Genomic DNA, 20,282 nt, shown 5'->3' with positions numbered 1-20,282 from the left:
GTAATGAGAATGGTAGATATTATTGCGAAAAAACGTGACGGCAAAGAATTAACGACTGAAGAAATCAAATTCTTTATTAATGGATATACAGACGGAAGTATTCCTGATTATCAAGTGAGTGCACTTGCAATGGCAATCTTCTTTAAAGATATGACAGATCGTGAACGTGCAGATTTAACGATGGCGATGGTTGAGTCTGGAGAAACGATTGACTTATCAGCAATTGAAGGAATTAAAGTAGACAAACATTCAACTGGCGGTGTTGGTGATACAACGACATTAGTATTAGGACCATTAGTTGCTGCTTTAGATGTACCAGTAGCAAAAATGTCTGGTCGTGGTTTAGGACATACGGGCGGAACAATTGATAAATTAGAAGCGGTAGAAGGATTCCACGTTGAAATTACGAAAGAACAGTTCATTGATATTGTAAACCGTGACAAAGTAGCTGTTATTGGACAAACAGGAAACTTAACACCTGCAGATAAAAAAATCTATGCACTTCGTGATGTAACAGGAACAGTAAACTCGATTCCTCTAATTGCAAGTTCAATTATGAGTAAAAAAATTGCAGCTGGTGCTGATGCGATCGTACTTGATGTAAAAACAGGTGCTGGCGCATTTATGAAAACAGAAGAAGATGCAAAAGAATTAGCTCATGCAATGGTACGTATCGGAAATAATGTTGGACGTCAAACGATGGCTGTTATTTCAGATATGTCACAACCTCTTGGTTTTGCAATTGGTAACGCTCTAGAAGTGAAGGAAGCAATTGATACATTAAAAGGTGAAGGCCCAGAAGATTTAACAGAATTAGTACTTGTATTAGGTAGCCAAATGGTTGTACTTGCTAAAAAAGCAAATACATTAGAAGAAGCTCGTGAAATGCTAATTGAAGTTATGAAAAATGGAAAAGCAACTGAGAAATTTAAAGAGTTCTTAAGCAACCAAGGCGGAGACAGCTCGATTGTAGACAATCCAGAAAAAATGCCACAAGCGAAGTATGTAATTGATGTACCTGCAAAAACTTCAGGTGTGATTTCAAACATTGTTGCAGATGAAATCGGTATCGCAGCTATGTTATTAGGTGCTGGTCGTGCGACAAAAGAAGATGAAATCGATTTAGCAGTAGGTTTAATGTTACGTAAAAAAGTTGGCGATGCAGTAAAAGAAGGCGAGCCGTTCGTAACGATTTATGCAAATCGCGAAAATGTAGAAGATGTAAAAGCAAAAATTTATGAGAACATTTCTATCGCTGAAACAGCAGTGGCTCCTAAATTAGTTCATACAGTTATTACTGACTAATCAATATTACATTTATTTTGAGGAGGAAATAATATGGATAAGAAAAAATATATTGAAGAAGCAAATAAGATGTTATCGAAAGCGTATATTCCGTATTCTAAATTTCCTGTTGGTGCAGCATTAGTTACAAAAGAAGGTAAAATCTATACTGGTTGTAATATAGAAAACGCTTCTTACGGTTTATGTAACTGTGCAGAAAGAACAGCAATATTTAAAGCAGTATCAGAAGGTGAGCGCGACTTTAGTTACTTAGTCATTACAGGAGAAACTGACGGACCTATTTCACCATGTGGTGCTTGTAGACAAGTGATTGCTGAATTTTGTGATCCGAAAATGCCAGTTTTACTAACGAATGTAAAAGGCGATGAAAAAGAAGTGACGGTTGAACAGTTATTACCGGGTGCTTTCACAATTGAAGATTTAAAATAAGTAAAAGCCATTCCACAAGGAAAAGTTGTGGAATGGCTTTTTTGTTTCCAATAATAGAATGTAACATTCCGTTCATATTCCGTTCATAAACTTTACGTAAAATAATTGGAGTGAATATGGAAAGTGACGATATAAATTGTCGTTCTACAGCAGGAGGAATATAATGAAAAAATTATATAATGCAGCATTCATTTACTTAATTATTGGTTTATTATCAGGTGTATTTGCAAGAGAGTATACGAAAGCGCAAGGAATTAAAGGATCCACTATGTTGCAATTAGTGCATACACACGTATTAGTGCTCGGCTTCGTATTCTTTTTGATCGCTCTAGCTCTATTTAAAGTGTTTAATGTCCATGAAACAAAAAGTTTTCGTGCGTGGTTTGTTGTTTATAATGTAGGATTAATTTTTACTATTGCTACAATGGTATTTAGAGGTCTTCTACAAGTAAACGGAACTGACTTTAATGGTTTAAGCCATATGGCTGGATTAGGTCATGTCATTATAAGTATTGGGCTTGTTTGGTTTATGATTTTGCTAAAAAAGTCTTTTAAATAGATAGGAGTGGAGAATATGAGTTTAGCACTTTTATCAAGTATTGTAGCGGTTTGTATGGCTGTTGGAGTGATGTTTCTTCGCTTTAAGTCAGCGAAAAAACCGGTAACGAAAAAGAAAATTATATTACCGCCAATCTTTATGAGTACTGGTGCATCGATGTACTTCTTACCAGAGTTTCGGTTAACATCGTTAGAAATAGTAGAGGCAATCAGCGTAGGACTTATTTTTTCTATATTTCTTATTAAAACAACTAAGTTCGAAATAAGAGGCGAACATATATATATGAAACCATCTAAAGCATTTATATTTATTTTAGTTGGATTATTAGCAGTGCGAGTAGCATTAAAATCATATTTAAGTCAGTCGATTGATTTAACCCAATTAAGTGGAATGTTTTTCTTACTCGCTTTTGCGATGATCGTATCGTGGAGAATCGCGATGTATCGCTCGTATACTAAATTAGAAAAGACAATAAAAAGAGCTGGAATTTCTATATAGGAATTTCAGCTCTTTTTATGTTTTATACGATTGTTTTTTTAGCTTTGATTTCATTTGCTTAATTTTAAACGTATTTGAGCATCTTGTAATGCAACTGGTGTAACGTTAAGACCATTTTGATCAACGATTTTTGTATTTAATAAAATGGAATCTAAGCTCCCGCGAAATGTTTTTGTATAGTTTTGACGCAACATTTGTTGTTCTTGTTTTTCATCAACTGTTAATCCAGATGCTTTTTCTTTTTTTGATAATTCGTTAATACGGAATAAAATGTTTTTCATTTGATTCACCTCTAGTTAGATTTAATTACATTAGTTACTTACTAATGTATAGTTATTTTAACGTATCATTTAATAAGTGTCAATACCTATTAACATTCCTTGTTTTGTAAGTGTATGGGATAAGAGTGAGTGTAAATAACTACTAATACTTGAAATAGAAAACACGTTAATATACAATACCTTAGTAGGGTATGTTAATGTATTGTTTTACTTTATGAGAGTAATAAGCAAAAAGGAGTATGTAATAATGAATGCAGTAATTTCAAAGAAAGAAACTATCATCTCATTTACAATTGCTATTTTATTTATTTTAGCTATGGTAACAGCAGGTGTGTTATTAAATGATCCAGAAGTCATTTTGCCGGAAATAGCAGCAATGGCAATTGCTTTATGGGTGTATCGTGAGCCAGGATGGTTAAGACAGCCAGAAAAAATCTTTATTGCACCGTCAATAACAGCTGTAATTGGTTTTATGGTGAATCAAATGGAGATAGCCTATTTAGGGAAAGTAAGCTTAACGCTTGTACTGATGATGCTGTTTTTACGTGTAATTCAATCCAATTTAGCACCATCTATTGCGACAGGTTTATTACCATTAGTAACAAATGCGACGGAATGGTCATTTGTTATCGCAGTCTGCGCTTTAACATTTATATTAATGGTTGGTGTTTTTATATTTAAATTGAACAACGGTATTGAGCGAAAAGTGAATATACAGTATAAGTATATGATTGTATTTCTAATACTAAATTTTGTGTGGATCAGTTTATGTTGGATAACTGGTTATGAGCAATTAGCAGTTATTCCTCCAATATTAGTTGTCGTGTATGAATCACTTCAAAAGCCGATGTACAATGAAAAAATGGCGTTTAAACAAATAGTAGTTTTAACTATATCGGCAACTGTTGGAACGTTATTGTATTTTGCAATTGACTCATGGATTGTAGTTACTCTATTCAATATGATATTAATGCTTATTTTATTAAAAATCGTTGGAGTACGTATTCCCGCAGCGTATGCATTTCCGTTATTACCGCTCGTATTTCCTGATGAAATGATAAAAATGTTACCAGTAGCTTCATTTGTTGCGGGGGTATTTTTATTTGGTGCAGTACTACTGTATAAAAAGTGGGAGATGAAGCAAACGGGCATGCAGAAGAGTTAAATATAATTTGTAAAAAAGGTAAGTTCAAGTCACTTGAACTTACCTTTTTTATTTATACCCAATATAAGGATATATCATAAATTCCAACTAAAATGAGTAGTACCCCTGCTATAAGTTGAATGTTTGTTCCTATTTTTCGGCTCTTTTTAAGTAGTGCCCCATTTAATCCAAGGTAGGAGATGATGAATATTAATATAACGATAGGAAGAGCAGTCCCTATCGAAAAGAATGTTGGAAACAAGTAACCATAATTATATGAGAAAGATAAAGGGATTAACGTTCCGAAAAATAGAACGAACATAGTCGGACAGAAAGCTAAGGAAAAGAAGAATCCAAGTAAAAATGAGCCAACTTCATTTTGTTTTCGTATAAATTTGATTGAGAAGAAATTTCGTCCTTTAATAATACCTGCCAACATTAGCCCCATTAAAATTAATAAAGGTCCAATTATCTTTCGTAACCATGGGAAATACAAAGTTAATATTTGCTGAATCTCTTTTCCTAAAAACCATACGAATAGTCCAAGCGTTGTAAAAGCTATTATTTTTCCTGAAATGAATAACAATATATGTTTCCATACATGTCCCTTTTGTAAAGATTGATTGCCATAAAGTGTAATAGCGCTAATGTTTCCTGTTAATTGGCAAGGAGCAAGGGTACCTACTACGCCTAATAAAAACGCAAATAAAAGAGGTACCGATTTCGTAGCATTCGCGACATTCATTAAAGGAGACATTAGTTGATAGCTCCATTCACTAATTGTTGAAAACACGTTAAATTCACCTTTCTAATTAAATTGGAATGTTCCCTCTTTCGTAATCTGTTTCCACGTTTTACCCTCATCTGTAGAAAGGAACACATTAGCTTTCATTGTAGCAAAAACTATTTCAGCTGAATTTTGAGGATTTTGTGATATGTACATAATTGTATCTTTAGAATCTAAAGATGGAATCTGTAAGTTTGTTTCTTCATTTGTAGCAATTGATTTCTTCGTAATCAGTTGCTCAGTTTGCTTATTAATAGAGGCATAGATAATGTCTTCATTACTTAATGTAACTGCGGTCGATTCAACTGGTTTAGAAAATAGTTCAAATGTATTTCCATAATCTGTAGACAAATATACACCGTCTTTAGCACTTACCGCGACTACACTAGGTTGATCCGGATGTACGGAAAAGGAATGAATCGTACTTGAAAGACCTTTTAACTTACTATTTTTCCAATCTTGTCCGTTGTTCGTACTGAAATAAAAACCTTGTTGCAATTTGGAATTAGGGCGCTCATTGTACAAATAAATTGCTTCTGTATTATATCCGACAGCAAGGTTATGAAAATCAGATTCACCATAAAACGCTAGCTTTTCGAGGGTATTACCGCCATCAGAACTTTTCATTAATCCTAAAGGATTTTTTAAATTTGTGCCTGGTGCAGGATGACCGCTGGCAAAGAACCCATTCTTCGTTGCCTGAAATCCCATATAATCATGTAGCTCAGTCTTAGTTTCAAACCATTTGCCATTTTGATAAACTTTTATCCCGCTATGAGTGGCGATAGAAACCCCAGGCATATTTCCTGCATAGCCAATTCCGTGAATGTGCTCGATTTTTCCAGAAGTAGTTTCCTTATAGAAGCTTTGCAGACTCGTATTTGCTGTTTCTGTATGTTTTGGCTGAAATCGCACCGTTTCTTTGTTCGCCGGTGCTATTTCGGCGTTGCTAGAACATCCTGTAATAATGAATAAAGAAGTAATTGCAATCCCTGTTGCTACATAATATTTCAAAGTTTTAGCTCCTTTCCTATATATGAGATTTTAAGTATATGGAGTAAATGTCAAGAAATTGTGGAGTGGTATGCATAATTTCGAATGTAAGGGGCCCTAGTAATGAAAAATTTCCTTTCTCTATGAGTACTATTAATTGACGAAAAATTATAACAATAATAGAATGGATTGTATTGAATAATTAGTTTTACAAGCATACATAGAACGCTAGGGGGATTATTATGAAATCAACATTTTTTACTCAAAATAGAGAACGATTAGTAAAAACATTACCAGATGAATCTATTACTATTTTATTTGCGGGACAAGCACCTCATATGTCAGCTGATGGACATTATAAATTTGTGCCGAATCGTAATTTTTACTACTTAACGGGAATAGATGAGCCAAATGTTATTTTCATGTTGAAGAAGTTTGGAAATAGTGTAGAAGAAACACTTTTCATTGAAAAGTCAGATCCAGTAATGGAAAAATGGGTCGGTAAAACAGTTTCTAACGAAGAAGCAGAGAAAATTTCAGGTATAAAGAAAGTCGTATATTTAGATAGCTTTGAAAAGACAATGGCAAATACACTTTTCACAGAAAATGTAAAACAAGTGAATTTAGACTTGGAACTTCGTGAGTGGAGCGGTACTGAGACGAAAACGTTAGCATTTGCTAAACACGTAAGAGAACAGTACCCACACATAACAATTGGAAATGTTTATCCAAACATTTGTGAATTACGTGTCTTTAAAACAGAAGAAGAAATTGAAATTATTAAGGAAGCAATTGCTGTTACTAAAGAGGGGATTTACAACGTACTCAAGCATGCAAAAGCAGATGCGATGGAATATGAATTAGAAGCACATTTTGATTTCACGCTGAAATCATCTGGAATTAAGCATCATGCGTTCAATACAATTTTGGCGAGTGGTAAAAATGCTACAGTTCTTCATTATGAAGACAATGATGCACAAATTCAAAATGGTGATTTAGTACTGCTAGACTTAGGCGCTCAAAAAGACTACTATAACGCTGATATAAGTTATACATTCCCGGCAAATGGAACATTCTCTAGTCGCCAAAAACAAATATATAATATCGTGTTAAAAGCATTGAAAGAAACAACTGAACTTATTAAGCCAGGATTAAAGTTTGCTGCATTAAATGAGCATACAAAAAAGGTACTGGCAGAAGAGTGTAAAGCAATTGGTTTAATTCAAGAAGATGAAGAGTTATCAAAATACTATTATCACGGTGTCAGCCATTTCCTTGGTTTAGATACTCATGATGTAGGAACATACAAAGATAGAGTGTTAGAAGAAGGTATGGTTATTACGATTGAACCAGGTCTATATATTGAAGAAGAATCAATTGGGATTCGTATTGAAGATGATATTCTTGTAACGAAAGACGGACATGAAAACTTGTCAAAAGATATCATTAGAGAAGTTGAAGAGATTGAAGCGTTTATGAGTAAAAATAATGTAAATGTAAAAGAAGATGAAGTTGTTACGAAATAATCATTAGTAGAGGCGCTCAATTTTGGGCGTCTTTTTATTTGATCCATTGCACATCTCCATATTTTCTTGAAAATCATTTTTTATAATGATTTTGAAAAAGAAAAAGGAGGGGTTTTCCATGAAGCGATTTGTATTAACAGCAGCTACAGTCTCTGTCATATCTTTAATTGCTGCATGTTCCGCGACCACAAATACAACAAACGATCATAAAAATATGAACGATAAAGGAACACCACAGACTGAAACGGCTACAAAACCATTGAAAGTTGAAAAAGGACCAGAAGTTACTTTAATAGCGAAAGAAGAAAAGCAAAAATTAAGTAACGGTGTTATTGTCCCAGTCTGGACATTTAATGGCTCATCTCCTGGTCCAGAAATTCGGGTGAAAAAAGGCGAAAAGGTGAAAGTGACATTAAAAAATGAACTATCTGCACCAGTATCTCTTCATTGGCATGGGTATCCTGTCCCAAATAATATGGATGGAATTCCAGGCGTGACGCAAGATGCGGTTGAATCTGGAAAAAGTTTCACCTATGAGTTTGAAGCGAACGTACCAGGAACGTATTGGTATCATTCACATCAAGATTCTGTAAATCAATTAGATAGAGGTTTGTATGGAGCGCTCATTGTAGAAGATACAAAGGAAAAATATGATAAAGATTACACTTTAATGTTAGATGAATGGATAACAGATAAAGAAGAAATTAATAAGCAGTTAAAAGAAATGACAAAAGGGCCAACAGGTAATAAATCTAAGGATAATGAAAATACGAAAAAGAATGATGATATGAAAGGCATGGATCATTCAGGTATGGACATGAAGAGCGATAAAAAAGACTCTGGCAATATGGCAGGCATGGATCATGGAAATATGAAGATGGAAGGACATGATATGAGTATGTATGACTTATTCACAATCAATGGTAAAAGCGCAGATTTAGTAGAGCCATTAAAAGTGAATAAGGGTGATAAAGTTCGTCTGCGACTCGTTAATGCGGGTTATCTATCACATGATATACACGTTCACGGTCATGATATAAAAGTAATTGCAACAGATGGTCAACCAATTAACGATCCAAAAGTTATAAAAGACAAAGTAATTTCAATTGCACCGGGTGAACGTTATGATGTTGAATTTACAGCTAACAATCCTGGGAAATGGTACGTTGAAGACCATTCAGAAAATAAGGCTGCAAAAGGAATGAAAGCTGTTATTGAATATGATGGAAGCAAAGAGATGAAAGATAAAGCAAACGAAAAAGAAAAATTACCGAAATTAGATATGACGAAATATGGTGCTAAAAAATTAGGTAGTTTCACGTTAGACCAGCAGTATACTGCCACATATAATATGGACTTAAATACGCAAATGAATGGAAATGAAATGGTATATACAATTAACGGAAAGGTATTCCCAGATATTGACCCAATTTCAGTGAAAAAGGGTGATTTAGTAAGAGTAAAATTAGTAAATCGTTCTAAAATGGACGATCATCCAATGCATTTACATGGTCACTTCTTCCAGGTTTTGAGTAAAGATGGAAAACCGATAGAAGGTTCTCCAATTGTGAAAGATACATTGAACTTAAAACCAGGAGAAGAATATGAAGTAGCCTTTGTAGCAGACAATCCGGGTGAATGGATGTTCCACTGTCATGATTTACACCATGCTTCAGCGGGGATGGTAACAGAAGTGAAATATACAGATTATAAATCTGATTATGTTCCAAACCCTAACATTCCTAATAAGCCAGAATAATATAAAGCAGTTATCCATAGGATAACTGCTTTATATATTTTAGTCTTTAGCGTTATGCATATGTTGATCATGCTCGGATGAAGATGGGGGAGTGTGATCTGGGAATGTCACGAATACAGTAAGAACAATTACTACGCTGATGGAAAGTAATAATAGAAACCGACGATGGATAAAAGTAGAGAAGGTTTCAGATAAAAGGTGAATCATACATGACATAGTTATCGTTATAGTAAGTAAAAGACTAATAAACAGTATACTATGAGCTTGTTGAGCGTTTAACATTTCTGTAATCATTGCGCCCATTATACTTGCCATTAATCCAGAGAACATTCCTTCTAAGGCGGTATACAGGTGAAAACGTAGACCGACTAAAAAACCGATAAAACCACTGATCAAAATAGCAAGCAAAGTAGAATATAGTAATTCTCCTTTCCAGAGAATCCCTAAATAAAAACCGATACTTAAACCGATACTCATACTAAAAGACATAATAAATACCATATACTCCATTAGGGTACCCTTACGTTTAGAAATATATGATGTAATAATAATCGAGATACAACAAAGTGTTAAGGTAGTTAGCGTATAAGCAAACATCAAGATACCTCCCTGTCCTATCGTTCACTTCATCATATGTTCAAATGGAGAATACTTATGCTAATATATATCTGCAAATTATCTGCACAATTTAAAAAAGGTAAGTTCAATATAATTCTCAAATAATGATGGTTATCTTAGTAGACGATGCTTCATAAGGAATTGTTGTATTTTAAATTCTATAGAATATATGAAAGTAAATAGTAGTGAATGGAAAAGACTCTCGATTTTGAGCGTCTTTTTTGTCTATGAGCATGTGAAAGAAATTGTTATATAATGAGTTTCTATTGTGAAGCCATAAAGAATAAGCGTATAATATTATAGGTCTCCCATTTGTGAGACAAACCGCGAATGATAAATAAGATTGTTGTATTATCATCGCCTCTAAACATATATACAATGAAAGTAACACTGGAATACAGATAGGGAGTTATAAAATGAAATTAATTATTGCCGAGAAACCAGATCAAGGTTTGGCTCTTGTTTCACAGTTTAAATATCGCCGAAAAGATGGATATTTAGAAGTAGAAGCGAATGAGTTATTTCCAAATGGAGCGTACTGTACATGGGCAATTGGTCATTTGACGCAGTTATGTAATCCAGAGCATTATCACGCAGAGTGGAAAAAATGGTCACTTAATACGTTACCGATGATTCCAGAGCGTTTTCAGTTTGAGGTAACAAAGTCAAAGTATAAGCAATTTAACGTTGTGAAACAGCTGTTACATAACCCTCAGGTAACAGAAATTATTCACGCGGGCGATGCTGGGCGTGAAGGGGAATTGATCGTACGAAACATTATTAATCTTTGCAACGTGCAAAAGCCAATGAAGCGTCTTTGGATTTCATCTTTAACGAAGCAAGCTATTTATCAAGGCTTTAAAAACTTACTTGATGAAGCAGATACGATTAATACGTATTATGAAGCATATACAAGATCATGCGCTGACTGGGTCGTTGGTATGAATGCATCGCGTGTCTTTAGCATTTTGCTAAAGAAAAAGGGAATGAATGATGTGTTTTCCGCTGGTCGTGTACAAACACCAACATTAGCACTCATCGTAAAGCGTGAGAAAGAAATTGAGAACTTTAAGTCAGAGCCGTTTTGGGAAGTGTTCGCAACCTTTAATATAGAAGGAAAGAAATATGAGGGGAAATGGGAGAAAGATAATGAGTCCCGCTTAAATGATCCTGATTTGGCAAATAAAATTGCAGCGTTTTGTCAAAACAAACCGGCTGTAGTAAAAGAAATGAAAACGGAGCGTAAAGAGTTTCAGCCACCGTTTTTATTTAATTTATCAGCACTGCAAGCAACGGCGAATAAAGCCTTTAAATTTTCACCGAAAAAGACACTTGATATAACGCAAGCACTATATCAAAAAGGGATTGTCTCTTATCCTCGTTCGGATTCTAACTATGTTACACAAGGAGAGGCAGCGACGTTCCCTGATATTTTACAGAAGTTAAGTCAGTTTGATGAATATAAAGGTTTATTGCCAGCACCAGTTGAATCGATTATGAATAATAAGCGTTATGTGAATGAAAAGAAAGTTACAGATCACTACGCAATTATACCGACAGAGCAAGTTACAAATCCAAGCAAACTATCAGGTGATGAAAAGAAAATTTACGATATGATCGTAAGAAGACTGATTGCGGCACATTATGAAGTAGCAATCTTTGATTACACAACGATTACAACTCTTGTGGACGAACGTGCTGCGTTCATTTCGAAAGGAAAACAGCAAATTCAAGAAGGTTGGCGTAAAGTTATTTTCCAAGACGATAAAGATGACGAAACGATTCTTCCAATTGTAGCTGAAGGTGAACAAGGAAAAGTTGTAAAGGTGAAAGTGAAAGAAGGAAAAACACAGCCACCGAAGCGTTATACAGAAGGACAACTTATTACGTTAATGAAAACGGCTGGTAAGTATTTAGAGAATGAAGAGCTTGAGAAAGTATTAAAGAAAACAGAAGGTTTAGGTACTGAGGCAACGCGTGCAGGTATTATTACAATGCTGAAAGACCGTAAATATATAGATGTGCAGAAAAACCAAGTGTATGCAACCGACAAAGGTAAAGTATTAATTACGGCAATTGGTGATAAAATACTGGCTTCACCAGAAATGACAGCAAAATGGGAGCAACGCCTTGCGGAGATTGGAGAAGGTACAGCTTCACCAGCTACATTTATGGAGCAAACGAAAAAGCTATCAGCTAAAATTATTGAAGATGCGGTGGAAATGTCGGAGAAATGGGATTTCACCGGATTACATGTTGAATCGGTTGAACGAAAAGGATCGAAATTTACAACGGGTAAAAAGGTTGGTAGTTGTAAAAAATGTGATGGCGATGTGATTGATAAGTCAACGTTTTACGGTTGTTCTAACTATAATACAACACAGTGTGACTTTACCGTTTCGAAGAAGATATTAAGTAAAACAATTTCGCAAAAAAACATGACGAAGCTATTAAAAGGTGAGAAGACCGATTTAATTAAAGGCTTTAAAAAAGGCGAGAAAACATTTGATGCGAAGTTAGAGTGGAAAGATAATAAGATGAATTTTGTTTTTGAGAATTAAGTGGTTTCAACAAATGAAAAAGCTCTTTCCCGAGTAAAATGTGCTGTATTAGGTTTGAAAATATAGATAGAAAAGAAAAAGCATGACAATTTTATGTCATGCTTTTTTATTTTATAATTACAGAGTTTTGTATACTAGCACTAAAATTTATTTGAAATAATTGTTTGAAAAGATGGTATGAAATAGTGTTAAGTAGCAATAAAGTCTTTTAAAATATAAAAAAGTTGTTTAAAAATCCTTCTTTAACTAAACGGCAGGTTAGTTTTAATACAATGCTTGTTTTATCATTTAACCAAAGTGATAGAAGGTCAAAGAAAAGGCAGTAATAAAGAAGTGCCATTCCTAATGTGGACTGGCACTTGGTAAGGTGTAAAATTCATTATTTGATTTCGGCTGAGGAATTTGATTCATCTATTTTACCTGTACTTTATTATGATTCCTTAGACAGCCTTTTCTGTTTTAAATACCCATTGTTGGAGAGGTGGTTGATAATACGGTATCATCCACCCTAAAATTTTGCCGATAAAATAGGCGGCAATTAGTGTGCCGATTCCGATTGAGCCTAATGATTGAATGAAAACTATACAGATTGCACCAGCCACACAAATGTTTATTAAATCGCTCAAAATTTTTGCTTTACCGAATTTTAAATTAAATTTTTCACTAATTGCATAAGTTAACGCATCATACGGCATTAATGGCAGTTTCGCTGTTGTATAGCCCATTAAACCGACCGCTATAACAAATAAACTAACAATCAAATATACACTTCGAGCAAGGAGAGTTTCAGGTGCAGGGAAAAGTTGTACAAGGAAGAGCGTTGCATCCATGAGAAACCCAAATAAAAACGAAATAATGAATTGACTCACAAATTCATTTAACTCCATTCGTTTACTTAAAATCACTTGAATAATAATGTATAAAACATTTGCAAGCGCCATTGTCACACCAACCGATAAACCAATCGTTAGCGTACTTGCATATGCTAATGATGACACAGGCGATACACCAAATCCTGCTTGAATCGACATGCTAATACCAATTGACATAAAAAATAACCCGAGCACGTATAAGATGATGCGCTTCAAGGTTCTGCTCCAATGATTCATAGTATCTCTCACTTTCTAGTTAATATTATCAATATAAAGACTATAGCTATAGAATTAAATATAACGCTAAATTCGACATATGAAAAATATATATATGATAAACTAATTATATCAAAAAACATATGATGGAGAGATGCAATGGATTTCAGGCAATTATATTACTTTAAAGAAATTGTGAAACAAGGAAGCATTTCTAAAGCAGCAGAAGTGCTCCATATCGCCCAGCCCCCACTTAGCCAATTATTAAAAAAGCTTGAAACTGATCTTGGCACAACTTTAATTCATCGATATCGTCAAAAATGGGAGCTTACAGCAACAGGTGAAATACTATACCAATATGCCAATCAAATGTTAATGCAAATTCAAGATGTAAAGCAGCAAATTCAAGAAATTGAACAAGGTATAGGCGGAACAGTAAGTATCGGTGTATCGTCTACATGTTCGAATATGCTCATTGACTATGTTAGTACGTTTAGAACACAATACCCTAATGTCAAAATAAAAATAGTAACTGGAAATTCAGAAGAATTATTAAAAAGACTAGAACAAAGAGAAATTGATGTTGCCTTACTTTTACGATTGGGCAATAGTGAACAATATGAGATGAAAATATTAAAAAAACAACCAACCGCTGTGATTATTCCATCAAGTTGGGCAACATCGTTTTCATCACAGCATGTGACGATTGAACAAATTGCCCAGTTTCCATTCATTATGCTAGGAGCAATGGAAGGACTCTCCTTCAATGAAGACCTTTTCAAAGTATTTGATGAACATCAAGTCAAGCCAAATATCATTATTGAGTGTAAAGATATAAGGATGGTTGTAGCACTTGTTAGTAGAGGACTAGGATTATCCGTTATTCCAAGAATGGATTACACATCATCATTTTTAGAACATACAACGCTTTTTGAATTGAAACAATTTGATTTTCAGTTAGAGCCTGTAATAGTAAAATTAAAAGACCAAAGAATTTCCAAAGTAGCATCTCAATTTTGGGAAATGGTTGATTAGGAGATATGAACAAAGCAAAAATAGCCTTCAATCAAGTAATAAAGACATCTTACGAAAAATTGAGCCGGGATAAAAAATTCTTTACTTAAGGAAGTTTCAAAATTGACTGTAGCTATATAAATAAAAGGTAAAAAGTTCTTTACTAATTTGAAAAACGCAGTAATTACATTACTTATTAGTAAAGAACTTTTTATACAAGGACATAAGTGGTTTCAACAAATGAAAAAGCTCTTTCCCGAGTAAAATGTTCTGTATTAGGTTTGAAAATATAGATAGAAAAGAAAAAGCATGACAATTTTATGTCATGCTTTTTTATTTTATAATTACAGAGTTTTGTATACTAGCACTAAAATTTATTTGAAATAATTGTTTGAAAAGGTGTTATTAAATTGGACGCTTATATCATTTTGATCATTTCTTTTATATAAAGGAAAAATAAGAAATTAGAAAATAAAAACAAGCAATGAAGAGAACAGCTGAAAGTAGCTTACACCGATGTTTATAAAAAGTTATAGAGCATTTCTTTGAATGAGGAATGCTTTTTGTTTTTGCTTGGAATAAAAATACACAACAAAAATATTATATAAAATAATAAAATTTTATTGTAAAACGATAAAATTTATATTAAAATCAAAATCATAATAAATAAGTGTGGTGCTTTTTATGGAAAAGGTAATAACTTTATTTTTTTAATTAGAGGAGGTATAAATATGGACATTAACAATTTGATTATTGAAAATATGGATAACCCTCATGAGTTGGAGAGAATGTATAGAAAAGACCCAAAAGCTTTTAAAAAGTCATTCTCACAAGCATGGGATGAAAATCCTGATTCTCAGGTTCTAGCTGCTTGGTATGAAAGGATGCATTTCAAGGAAACGGAAAATGCAGAAAAAATATCGCTCTTTCAAAAAGCTTTCTTATTCATGGGCATGTTAGCTATTCTAGCTGGGCTAAGCACCAGAATCATTTTCCACTTTGTCGAGCAGGAAGCAATTGCTCCAATTAACCTAGCTTTTGGTGTAATTCCTTTTATTACTGCTTATTTTATTTACAATAATACTCCGAAAAAAAGTATTATTTATTTCCTTGCAGCGTTGTTCTTAATTGCCGGGTTGTATCTTAATATGTTGCCATTAAATTATAAAGACAGTAGTATCCTTGCGTATTTACATCTTCCTATATTGTTATGGGTCTTAGTAGGGCTTGCGTTTACAGGAAATGAATATTCAAAAGGCAGTACAAGGTTAGCTTATATTAAATTTAATTTAGAATATTGTCTTCTCTACGCGAGCATGGCAGTGAGCGGAATGATACTAGCAGTATTCACTATGAAGTTATTTAGCTTCGTTGACTTGGATATAGGAGAATTCTATTTTAGTAATGTTGTTTTATTTGGTGCTGCGGCCCTCGCTGTAGTGGCTACATACTTAGTATCAATGAACCTTAAACTTGCTAAAAATATTACACCATATATAGCTAAAATTTTTAGTCCGCTTGTACTGATTACATTGTTGATCTATCTTATAACGGTTATATGGAGTGGAAAAAATCCATTCTTGGACCGCAATTTCCTAATGGCCTTCAACGGAATACTCCTTGGTGTATTGGCTGTTACCATATTTTCTATCGTTGAGAGTGACTCAGACGAGAAAAAAAGCATTTCAGATTATATAAATTTTGCCTTAATTGTTCTGGCACTTATTATTGACACTGTCGCTTTGTCAGCTATCGTATTCAGACTTTCTTCTTACGGGATTACACCTAATAGACTTGCTGTTTTAGGCGTAAACATACTGATTTGGGCGAATCTCATTTGGATTATGTTTTCCTATATGCGTTTTCTACAAAACAAATCAGGACCAACAGCTATCCAAGATGCCGTTACGAAGTATCTGCCAATCTACGGACTTTGGGCAGCTTTCGTTATATTTACTTTTCCTATAATTTTTAATTAGAAAGGCATTGTTAATGTAACGACAAATTAATTTTCTATAACGTATAAAATCCTTAGAGCGGATAATTATCGTTGCTTCTATAATTTCTCGAAAATAAAAAAACGTCCCAAAGTAGGACGTTTTTTTATTATGTATATTGCTGTTTTTTCTTAATAAGTAACAACGTTTGTGAAACACAAGCAAGTACTGGCAGTTCAATCAACGGTCCAATAACGAGTGCAAGTGCAATAAGAGGCTCGTCAGGAAAAGCTGTTACAGCAATAGCGAGTGCAACAGGTGAGTTTCTTGCTAATGTTGTTAAGTTTAGACTTACTGTATCTTTATAAGATAAACGCATCATGCGCCCGATAAATTGTCCTAGGACAAAATTAATGATGAAGAACAATAGAACCGGAATGAGTAATAGTAAAACGACATTCATATTTTGTAGTAAATATTTACCTTGTGATGCAAACATCGCTACGATTGCTAAACTTAAAAATACAATTTGCGCAGAGCTGAAAAACGGAATGAGTTTATTCTCGAGTGTTTCAGTTTTTTTCAGTTTATTCATAATGAACTTTGTAGCGTGTGCAAGTACAAATGGTAAGATGATTACGATAACAATGCTTTCTACTAAAACAGAAACCGCTACAGTCTTCATGACACCAGCAAATAAAAATAAATAAATGGGAAGGAGCAGTACTTGCAATATTAAATTTACAGGCAAAATTGCAGTAGAAAGTGCTACATTTCCTTTCGCTATTTCAGTAAAGATTAAGTACCAATCTGTACATGGAGTAACCATTAACATAATAAATCCAACCCAAAGTGCCGGATGATCTGAAAGAAATAGTGCTCCTAATCCCCAAGCGAGTATAGGTGTCCATAAAAAATTAATAGTGAGGCTCGTTCCAGCAAATTTTAAATTACGGAATCCATTTTTTATTTCTTTCAATGGAATGCTGAGGAATAATCCATAAAGCATGAAAAATAAGAAGGGAACAATAAATTTTTCCGAATACATATGTATCATATTAAATTGTCCTAATATAACCCCGAATATAACAGCTGCAAGAATGATAAAGGTTTGAACCTTTTCTAAAGTACTCATTAATAAACCCTCTCTATAGATGAATTTCTCTCTCTAGTTGTATTATACAAGGTATTTCACTTATGTGTTTTTGAATCGATCATTTTGACTGAGGAAATATCTTTATTAAATATTTTTAATTCGAGATATTGTTTTTTATTTAAAGTTACTTGACTAAAGTAAGTAGGTGTATTACAATCACTTACATAAGGTAATTAAATAACAAAAAGTTTTGATTTGCTTAGGTTAAGGTATCAATTGGAACTTTTTATTAGAATAAGAATTTTTATGATGATGAATAATGAATATGATAAGAAAGTTTAGGTGAAGAAAATGGGATTATTTAGCTCATTGTTTGGTAAAAAAGAAGAAAATACAAAAGTAGAGGGGAATAAAACAATGTCAAAAGTATTATTTGTAAAAGCAAACGATCGTCCAGCGGAGCAAGCAATTAGTTCAAAGATGTATGAAACATTTGTAAGTGCTTATAAGGAAGCAAATCCGAATACAGAAATTACGGAGTTAGATTTATTTGCATTAGATCTTCCGTATTACGGAAATATCGCTATTTCAGGTGGATATAAACGTAGTCAAGGAATGGAGATAACAGCTGAAGAAGAGAAGGCAGTTGCTACAGTAGATAAATATTTAAATCAATTTTTAGAGGCTGATAAAGTAGTATTTGCATTCCCATTATGGAACTTTACAGTACCAGCACCGTTAATTACTTACATTTCATATCTTTCTCAAGCTGGAAAAACGTTTAAATATACAGCAAACGGCCCAGAAGGTTTAGCTGGTGATAAGAAAGTAGTTGTATTAGGTGCTCGCGGTTCAGATTACTCTTCAGAACAAATGGCTCCTATGGAAATGGCTGTTAATTATGTGACAAACGTACTTGGGTTCTGGGGCATTACAAATCCAGAGACAGTTGTAATTGAAGGGCACAATCAATATCCAGATCGCTCACAACAAATTGTTGAAGAAGGTTTAGAAAACGTTAAAAAAGTAGCTGCGAAATTTTAATTAATGACAGTAAATGGAAAAACCAACATGGATGACCATGTTGGTTTTTTAGTCTATTTTCTATGTTAAAAAATGTATATTTATAAAATAAATGAAAAGTTTGAAAATAGTATTGCAAAATATTATATATCAAACTATAATGAGTTCAAGAATAGTTGATACTTAAATTAAATATTCAGAAAATTCAATTAGTTAAAATTGGAAATGAGATAAGGAAATTTGAATGGGGGTTATATTATGGCGAATAAAGTACCGTTTTCGTTCATAGTAGTTATCGGATTAATGTTATTTGCACTATTTTTTGGAGCAGGAAATTTAATATTCCCAGCGATGCTTGGTCAATCGGCAGGAGAGAATGTATGGATTGCTAACGCTGGATTTTTAGTAACAGGTGTTGGATTACCATTACTAGGTGTATTAGCATTTGGTTTTTCAGGTAAAGATGATTTACAGTCATTAGCAAGTCGAGCTCACCCGGTATTCGGGATTGTGTTTACGACAGTTTTATACTTAGCGATCGGTCCGTTATTTGCAATACCAAGAACGGGAAATGTTTCTTATGAAATTGGTCTTAAGCCGTTTATGCCAGAGGGATTAGGTTCTACACCGTTAATTCTTTTTACAATTATATTCTTTAGCATCACTTGTTTTTTTTCGCTAAATCCTGCGAAAATTGTCGATATTGTTGGAAAAATATTAACACCAATTAAATTAACATTCATTGGTATTTTAGTAATCGTTGCTTTTATTCATCCGATTGGAGAGATGCAAGCACCAGTTGAAGGATATACATCACATGCATTTTTCAAAGGATTCCAAGAAGGATACTTAACAATGGACACGCTTGCATCGTTCGTATTTGGGATCATCATTATTAATGCAATTAAAGAAAAAGGTGCGAAAACGAAAACACAAATTATGGTTGTTTGTGCAAAAGCGACAATCATCGCAGCATCTATTCTAGCAATTATTTATACAGCACTTTCTTATATGGGGGCTTCAAGTGTTGCGAAGCTTGGACATTTAGAAAACGGCGGAGAAGTATTAGCGAAAGTTTCTAACTACTATTTTGGATCATATGGCGGGGTATTATTAGGATTAATGATTACAGTTGCTTGTTTAACAACTAGTGTAGGACTTGTATCAGCGTGTTCTTCATTTTTCCATAAGTTATTCCCAAAGGTTCCTTACAAGGTAATTGCAATTACGTTATGTGTGTTTAGTGCTATTGTTGCAAATGTTGGATTAACGCAATTAATCGCAGTTTCTGTTCCAGTATTAACAGCAATTTATCCACTAGCAATCGTGTTGATTTTCTTAACATTCTTCCACTCATTATTCAAAGGAAGAGCTGAAGTTTATCAAGTGAGTTTAATCGTAACGTTTATCATCAGCTTATTTGATGGATTAAGTGCAGCTGGAGTTAACATTGAAGTAGTAAGCCGTGTGTTCACTAAATTCCTTCCGATGCAGGAAGTAGGATTAGGCTGGATCTTCCCAGCGATTATCGGCGGATTTATCGGATATGGCATTAGCGTTTTAAAAGTGAAAAATCAAGTTCGCCCAGCAGCTAGTGCGAATAAGAAAATAGGTTGAATTTAAAAAGTTATAGAATTTGATTCTATAACTTTTTTTGTTACTAT

The 20,282-nt window shown here is 33.7% G+C and carries 18 protein-coding genes; 12 read left to right on the top strand and 6 right to left on the bottom strand.

All coding sequences use genetic code 11. The features are described 5' to 3' along the window. Positions 1-3: 3 nt before the first annotated feature. The 4 genes from Q3V31_RS01995 (at position 4) to Q3V31_RS01980 (ending at position 2,791) form a co-directional block, all read left to right on the top strand. Complete coding sequence (locus tag Q3V31_RS01995; RefSeq protein ID WP_001983022.1) at positions 4-1,305, top strand: pyrimidine-nucleoside phosphorylase; 1,302 nt, start codon at positions 4-6, stop codon at positions 1,303-1,305. A gap of 33 nt (positions 1,306-1,338) precedes the next feature. Beyond that, the gene (locus Q3V31_RS01990) at positions 1,339-1,734 is read left to right on the top strand and encodes a cytidine deaminase (protein ID WP_000358534.1); all 396 of its coding nucleotides are present in this window, start codon (positions 1,339-1,341) and stop codon (positions 1,732-1,734) included. 163 nt (positions 1,735-1,897) lie between these two features. Further along, positions 1,898-2,293 (top strand): DUF2871 domain-containing protein, encoded by a 396-nt coding sequence (locus tag Q3V31_RS01985; protein WP_000737877.1) that lies wholly within the window; start codon positions 1,898-1,900, stop codon positions 2,291-2,293. A 15-nt stretch (positions 2,294-2,308) separates the two neighbouring features. Then, a complete protein-coding gene (locus Q3V31_RS01980; RefSeq protein ID WP_090813137.1) occupies positions 2,309-2,791 on the top strand; it encodes a CcdC family protein in 483 nt (160 codons plus the stop codon). Between the two features lie 50 nt (positions 2,792-2,841). Here Q3V31_RS01980 and Q3V31_RS01975 read toward each other — a convergent pair whose 3' ends face one another. Then, the gene (locus Q3V31_RS01975) at positions 2,842-3,072 is read right to left on the bottom strand and encodes a DUF896 domain-containing protein (protein WP_061689763.1); all 231 of its coding nucleotides are present in this window, start codon (positions 3,070-3,072) and stop codon (positions 2,842-2,844) included. A gap of 247 nt (positions 3,073-3,319) precedes the next feature. On the opposite strand from Q3V31_RS01975, the gene Q3V31_RS01970 reads away from it, so the two are divergent. After that, positions 3,320-4,237, top strand: a complete 918-nt coding sequence (locus Q3V31_RS01970) for a hypothetical protein (RefSeq protein ID WP_329761877.1) — start codon at positions 3,320-3,322, stop codon at positions 4,235-4,237. A 52-nt stretch (positions 4,238-4,289) separates the two neighbouring features. On the opposite strand, the gene Q3V31_RS01965 is transcribed toward Q3V31_RS01970, so the two are convergent. Together Q3V31_RS01965 and Q3V31_RS01960 are read right to left on the bottom strand one after the other, a co-directional pair. After that, a complete protein-coding gene (locus tag Q3V31_RS01965; RefSeq protein ID WP_329761876.1) occupies positions 4,290-5,009 on the bottom strand; it encodes an urease accessory protein UreH domain-containing protein in 720 nt (239 codons plus the stop codon). Between the two features lie 15 nt (positions 5,010-5,024). Beyond that, complete coding sequence (locus Q3V31_RS01960) at positions 5,025-6,017, bottom strand: F510_1955 family glycosylhydrolase (RefSeq protein WP_090813139.1); 993 nt, start codon at positions 6,015-6,017, stop codon at positions 5,025-5,027. 221 nt (positions 6,018-6,238) lie between these two features. Here Q3V31_RS01960 and Q3V31_RS01955 point away from each other — a divergent pair, with 221 nt between their 5' ends. Both Q3V31_RS01955 and Q3V31_RS01950 read left to right on the top strand, forming a co-directional pair. Then, the gene (locus Q3V31_RS01955; protein ID WP_090813140.1) at positions 6,239-7,522 is read left to right on the top strand and encodes an aminopeptidase P family protein; all 1,284 of its coding nucleotides are present in this window, start codon (positions 6,239-6,241) and stop codon (positions 7,520-7,522) included. A 118-nt stretch (positions 7,523-7,640) separates the two neighbouring features. Next, positions 7,641-9,281 (top strand): multicopper oxidase family protein, encoded by a 1,641-nt coding sequence (locus tag Q3V31_RS01950; protein ID WP_242399868.1) that lies wholly within the window; start codon positions 7,641-7,643, stop codon positions 9,279-9,281. A 39-nt stretch (positions 9,282-9,320) separates the two neighbouring features. On the opposite strand, the gene Q3V31_RS01945 is transcribed toward Q3V31_RS01950, so the two are convergent. Continuing rightward, positions 9,321-9,878, bottom strand: a complete 558-nt coding sequence (locus tag Q3V31_RS01945) for a hypothetical protein (RefSeq protein ID WP_090813142.1) — start codon at positions 9,876-9,878, stop codon at positions 9,321-9,323. 437 nt (positions 9,879-10,315) lie between these two features. On the opposite strand from Q3V31_RS01945, the gene topB reads away from it, so the two are divergent. Continuing rightward, complete coding sequence (gene topB, locus Q3V31_RS01940) at positions 10,316-12,460, top strand: DNA topoisomerase III (RefSeq protein WP_090813143.1); 2,145 nt, start codon at positions 10,316-10,318, stop codon at positions 12,458-12,460. Between the two features lie 440 nt (positions 12,461-12,900). Here the strand turns inward: topB and Q3V31_RS01935 are convergent, their stop codons facing one another. Next, positions 12,901-13,569 carry a YczE/YyaS/YitT family protein gene (locus Q3V31_RS01935; RefSeq protein ID WP_329761875.1) on the bottom strand — a complete coding sequence of 223 codons (669 nt, stop codon included), beginning with the start codon at positions 13,567-13,569 and terminating at the stop codon, positions 12,901-12,903. Positions 13,570-13,707: 138 nt separating this feature from the next. On the opposite strand from Q3V31_RS01935, the gene Q3V31_RS01930 reads away from it, so the two are divergent. Next, the gene (locus Q3V31_RS01930) at positions 13,708-14,583 is read left to right on the top strand and encodes a LysR family transcriptional regulator (RefSeq protein ID WP_000347551.1); all 876 of its coding nucleotides are present in this window, start codon (positions 13,708-13,710) and stop codon (positions 14,581-14,583) included. Positions 14,584-15,293: 710 nt separating this feature from the next. After that, a complete protein-coding gene (locus Q3V31_RS01925) occupies positions 15,294-16,541 on the top strand; it encodes a DUF4153 domain-containing protein (RefSeq protein ID WP_329761873.1) in 1,248 nt (415 codons plus the stop codon). A 127-nt stretch (positions 16,542-16,668) separates the two neighbouring features. Here the strand turns inward: Q3V31_RS01925 and Q3V31_RS01920 are convergent, their stop codons facing one another. Beyond that, positions 16,669-17,634 carry an arsenic resistance protein gene (locus Q3V31_RS01920; protein ID WP_090813146.1) on the bottom strand — a complete coding sequence of 322 codons (966 nt, stop codon included), beginning with the start codon at positions 17,632-17,634 and terminating at the stop codon, positions 16,669-16,671. A 312-nt stretch (positions 17,635-17,946) separates the two neighbouring features. Here Q3V31_RS01920 and Q3V31_RS01915 point away from each other — a divergent pair, with 312 nt between their 5' ends. Further along, the gene (locus Q3V31_RS01915; RefSeq protein ID WP_000522520.1) at positions 17,947-18,639 is read left to right on the top strand and encodes an FMN-dependent NADH-azoreductase; all 693 of its coding nucleotides are present in this window, start codon (positions 17,947-17,949) and stop codon (positions 18,637-18,639) included. Positions 18,640-18,876: 237 nt separating this feature from the next. Then, on the top strand, positions 18,877-20,235 hold the full coding sequence (gene brnQ / locus Q3V31_RS01910) for a branched-chain amino acid transport system II carrier protein (protein ID WP_098319155.1): 1,359 nt from the start codon (positions 18,877-18,879) through the stop codon (positions 20,233-20,235). The last annotated feature ends 47 nt before the right edge of the window (positions 20,236-20,282 follow it).

The organism is Bacillus nitratireducens (genome assembly GCF_036320425.1).
GTDB classification, from domain to species: Bacteria; Bacillota; Bacilli; order Bacillales; family Bacillaceae_G; genus Bacillus_A; species Bacillus_A nitratireducens.
This window is presented reverse-complemented; position numbering and strand designations above follow the sequence as displayed.

What these genes read in the sequence shown, in the direction of transcription:
- Q3V31_RS01995 (WP_001983022.1), top strand. Translation starts at nt 4, where the DNA reads ATGAGAATGGTAGATATTATTGCGAAAAAACGTGACGGCAAAGAATTA.
- Q3V31_RS01990 (WP_000358534.1), top strand. Translation starts at nt 1,339, where the DNA reads ATGGATAAGAAAAAATATATTGAAGAAGCAAATAAGATGTTATCGAAA.
- Q3V31_RS01985 (WP_000737877.1), top strand. Translation starts at nt 1,898, where the DNA reads ATGAAAAAATTATATAATGCAGCATTCATTTACTTAATTATTGGTTTA.
- Q3V31_RS01980 (WP_090813137.1), top strand. Translation starts at nt 2,309, where the DNA reads ATGAGTTTAGCACTTTTATCAAGTATTGTAGCGGTTTGTATGGCTGTT.
- Q3V31_RS01975 (WP_061689763.1), bottom strand. Translation starts at nt 3,072, where the DNA reads ATGAAAAACATTTTATTCCGTATTAACGAATTATCAAAAAAAGAAAAA.
- Q3V31_RS01970 (WP_329761877.1), top strand. Translation starts at nt 3,320, where the DNA reads ATGAATGCAGTAATTTCAAAGAAAGAAACTATCATCTCATTTACAATT.
- Q3V31_RS01955 (WP_090813140.1), top strand. Translation starts at nt 6,239, where the DNA reads ATGAAATCAACATTTTTTACTCAAAATAGAGAACGATTAGTAAAAACA.
- Q3V31_RS01950 (WP_242399868.1), top strand. Translation starts at nt 7,641, where the DNA reads ATGAAGCGATTTGTATTAACAGCAGCTACAGTCTCTGTCATATCTTTA.
- Q3V31_RS01945 (WP_090813142.1), bottom strand. Translation starts at nt 9,878, where the DNA reads ATGTTTGCTTATACGCTAACTACCTTAACACTTTGTTGTATCTCGATT.
- topB (WP_090813143.1), top strand. Translation starts at nt 10,316, where the DNA reads ATGAAATTAATTATTGCCGAGAAACCAGATCAAGGTTTGGCTCTTGTT.
- Q3V31_RS01935 (WP_329761875.1), bottom strand. Translation starts at nt 13,569, where the DNA reads ATGAATCATTGGAGCAGAACCTTGAAGCGCATCATCTTATACGTGCTC.
- Q3V31_RS01930 (WP_000347551.1), top strand. Translation starts at nt 13,708, where the DNA reads ATGGATTTCAGGCAATTATATTACTTTAAAGAAATTGTGAAACAAGGA.
- Q3V31_RS01925 (WP_329761873.1), top strand. Translation starts at nt 15,294, where the DNA reads ATGGACATTAACAATTTGATTATTGAAAATATGGATAACCCTCATGAG.
- Q3V31_RS01920 (WP_090813146.1), bottom strand. Translation starts at nt 17,634, where the DNA reads ATGAGTACTTTAGAAAAGGTTCAAACCTTTATCATTCTTGCAGCTGTT.
- Q3V31_RS01915 (WP_000522520.1), top strand. Translation starts at nt 17,947, where the DNA reads ATGGGATTATTTAGCTCATTGTTTGGTAAAAAAGAAGAAAATACAAAA.
- brnQ (WP_098319155.1), top strand. Translation starts at nt 18,877, where the DNA reads ATGGCGAATAAAGTACCGTTTTCGTTCATAGTAGTTATCGGATTAATG.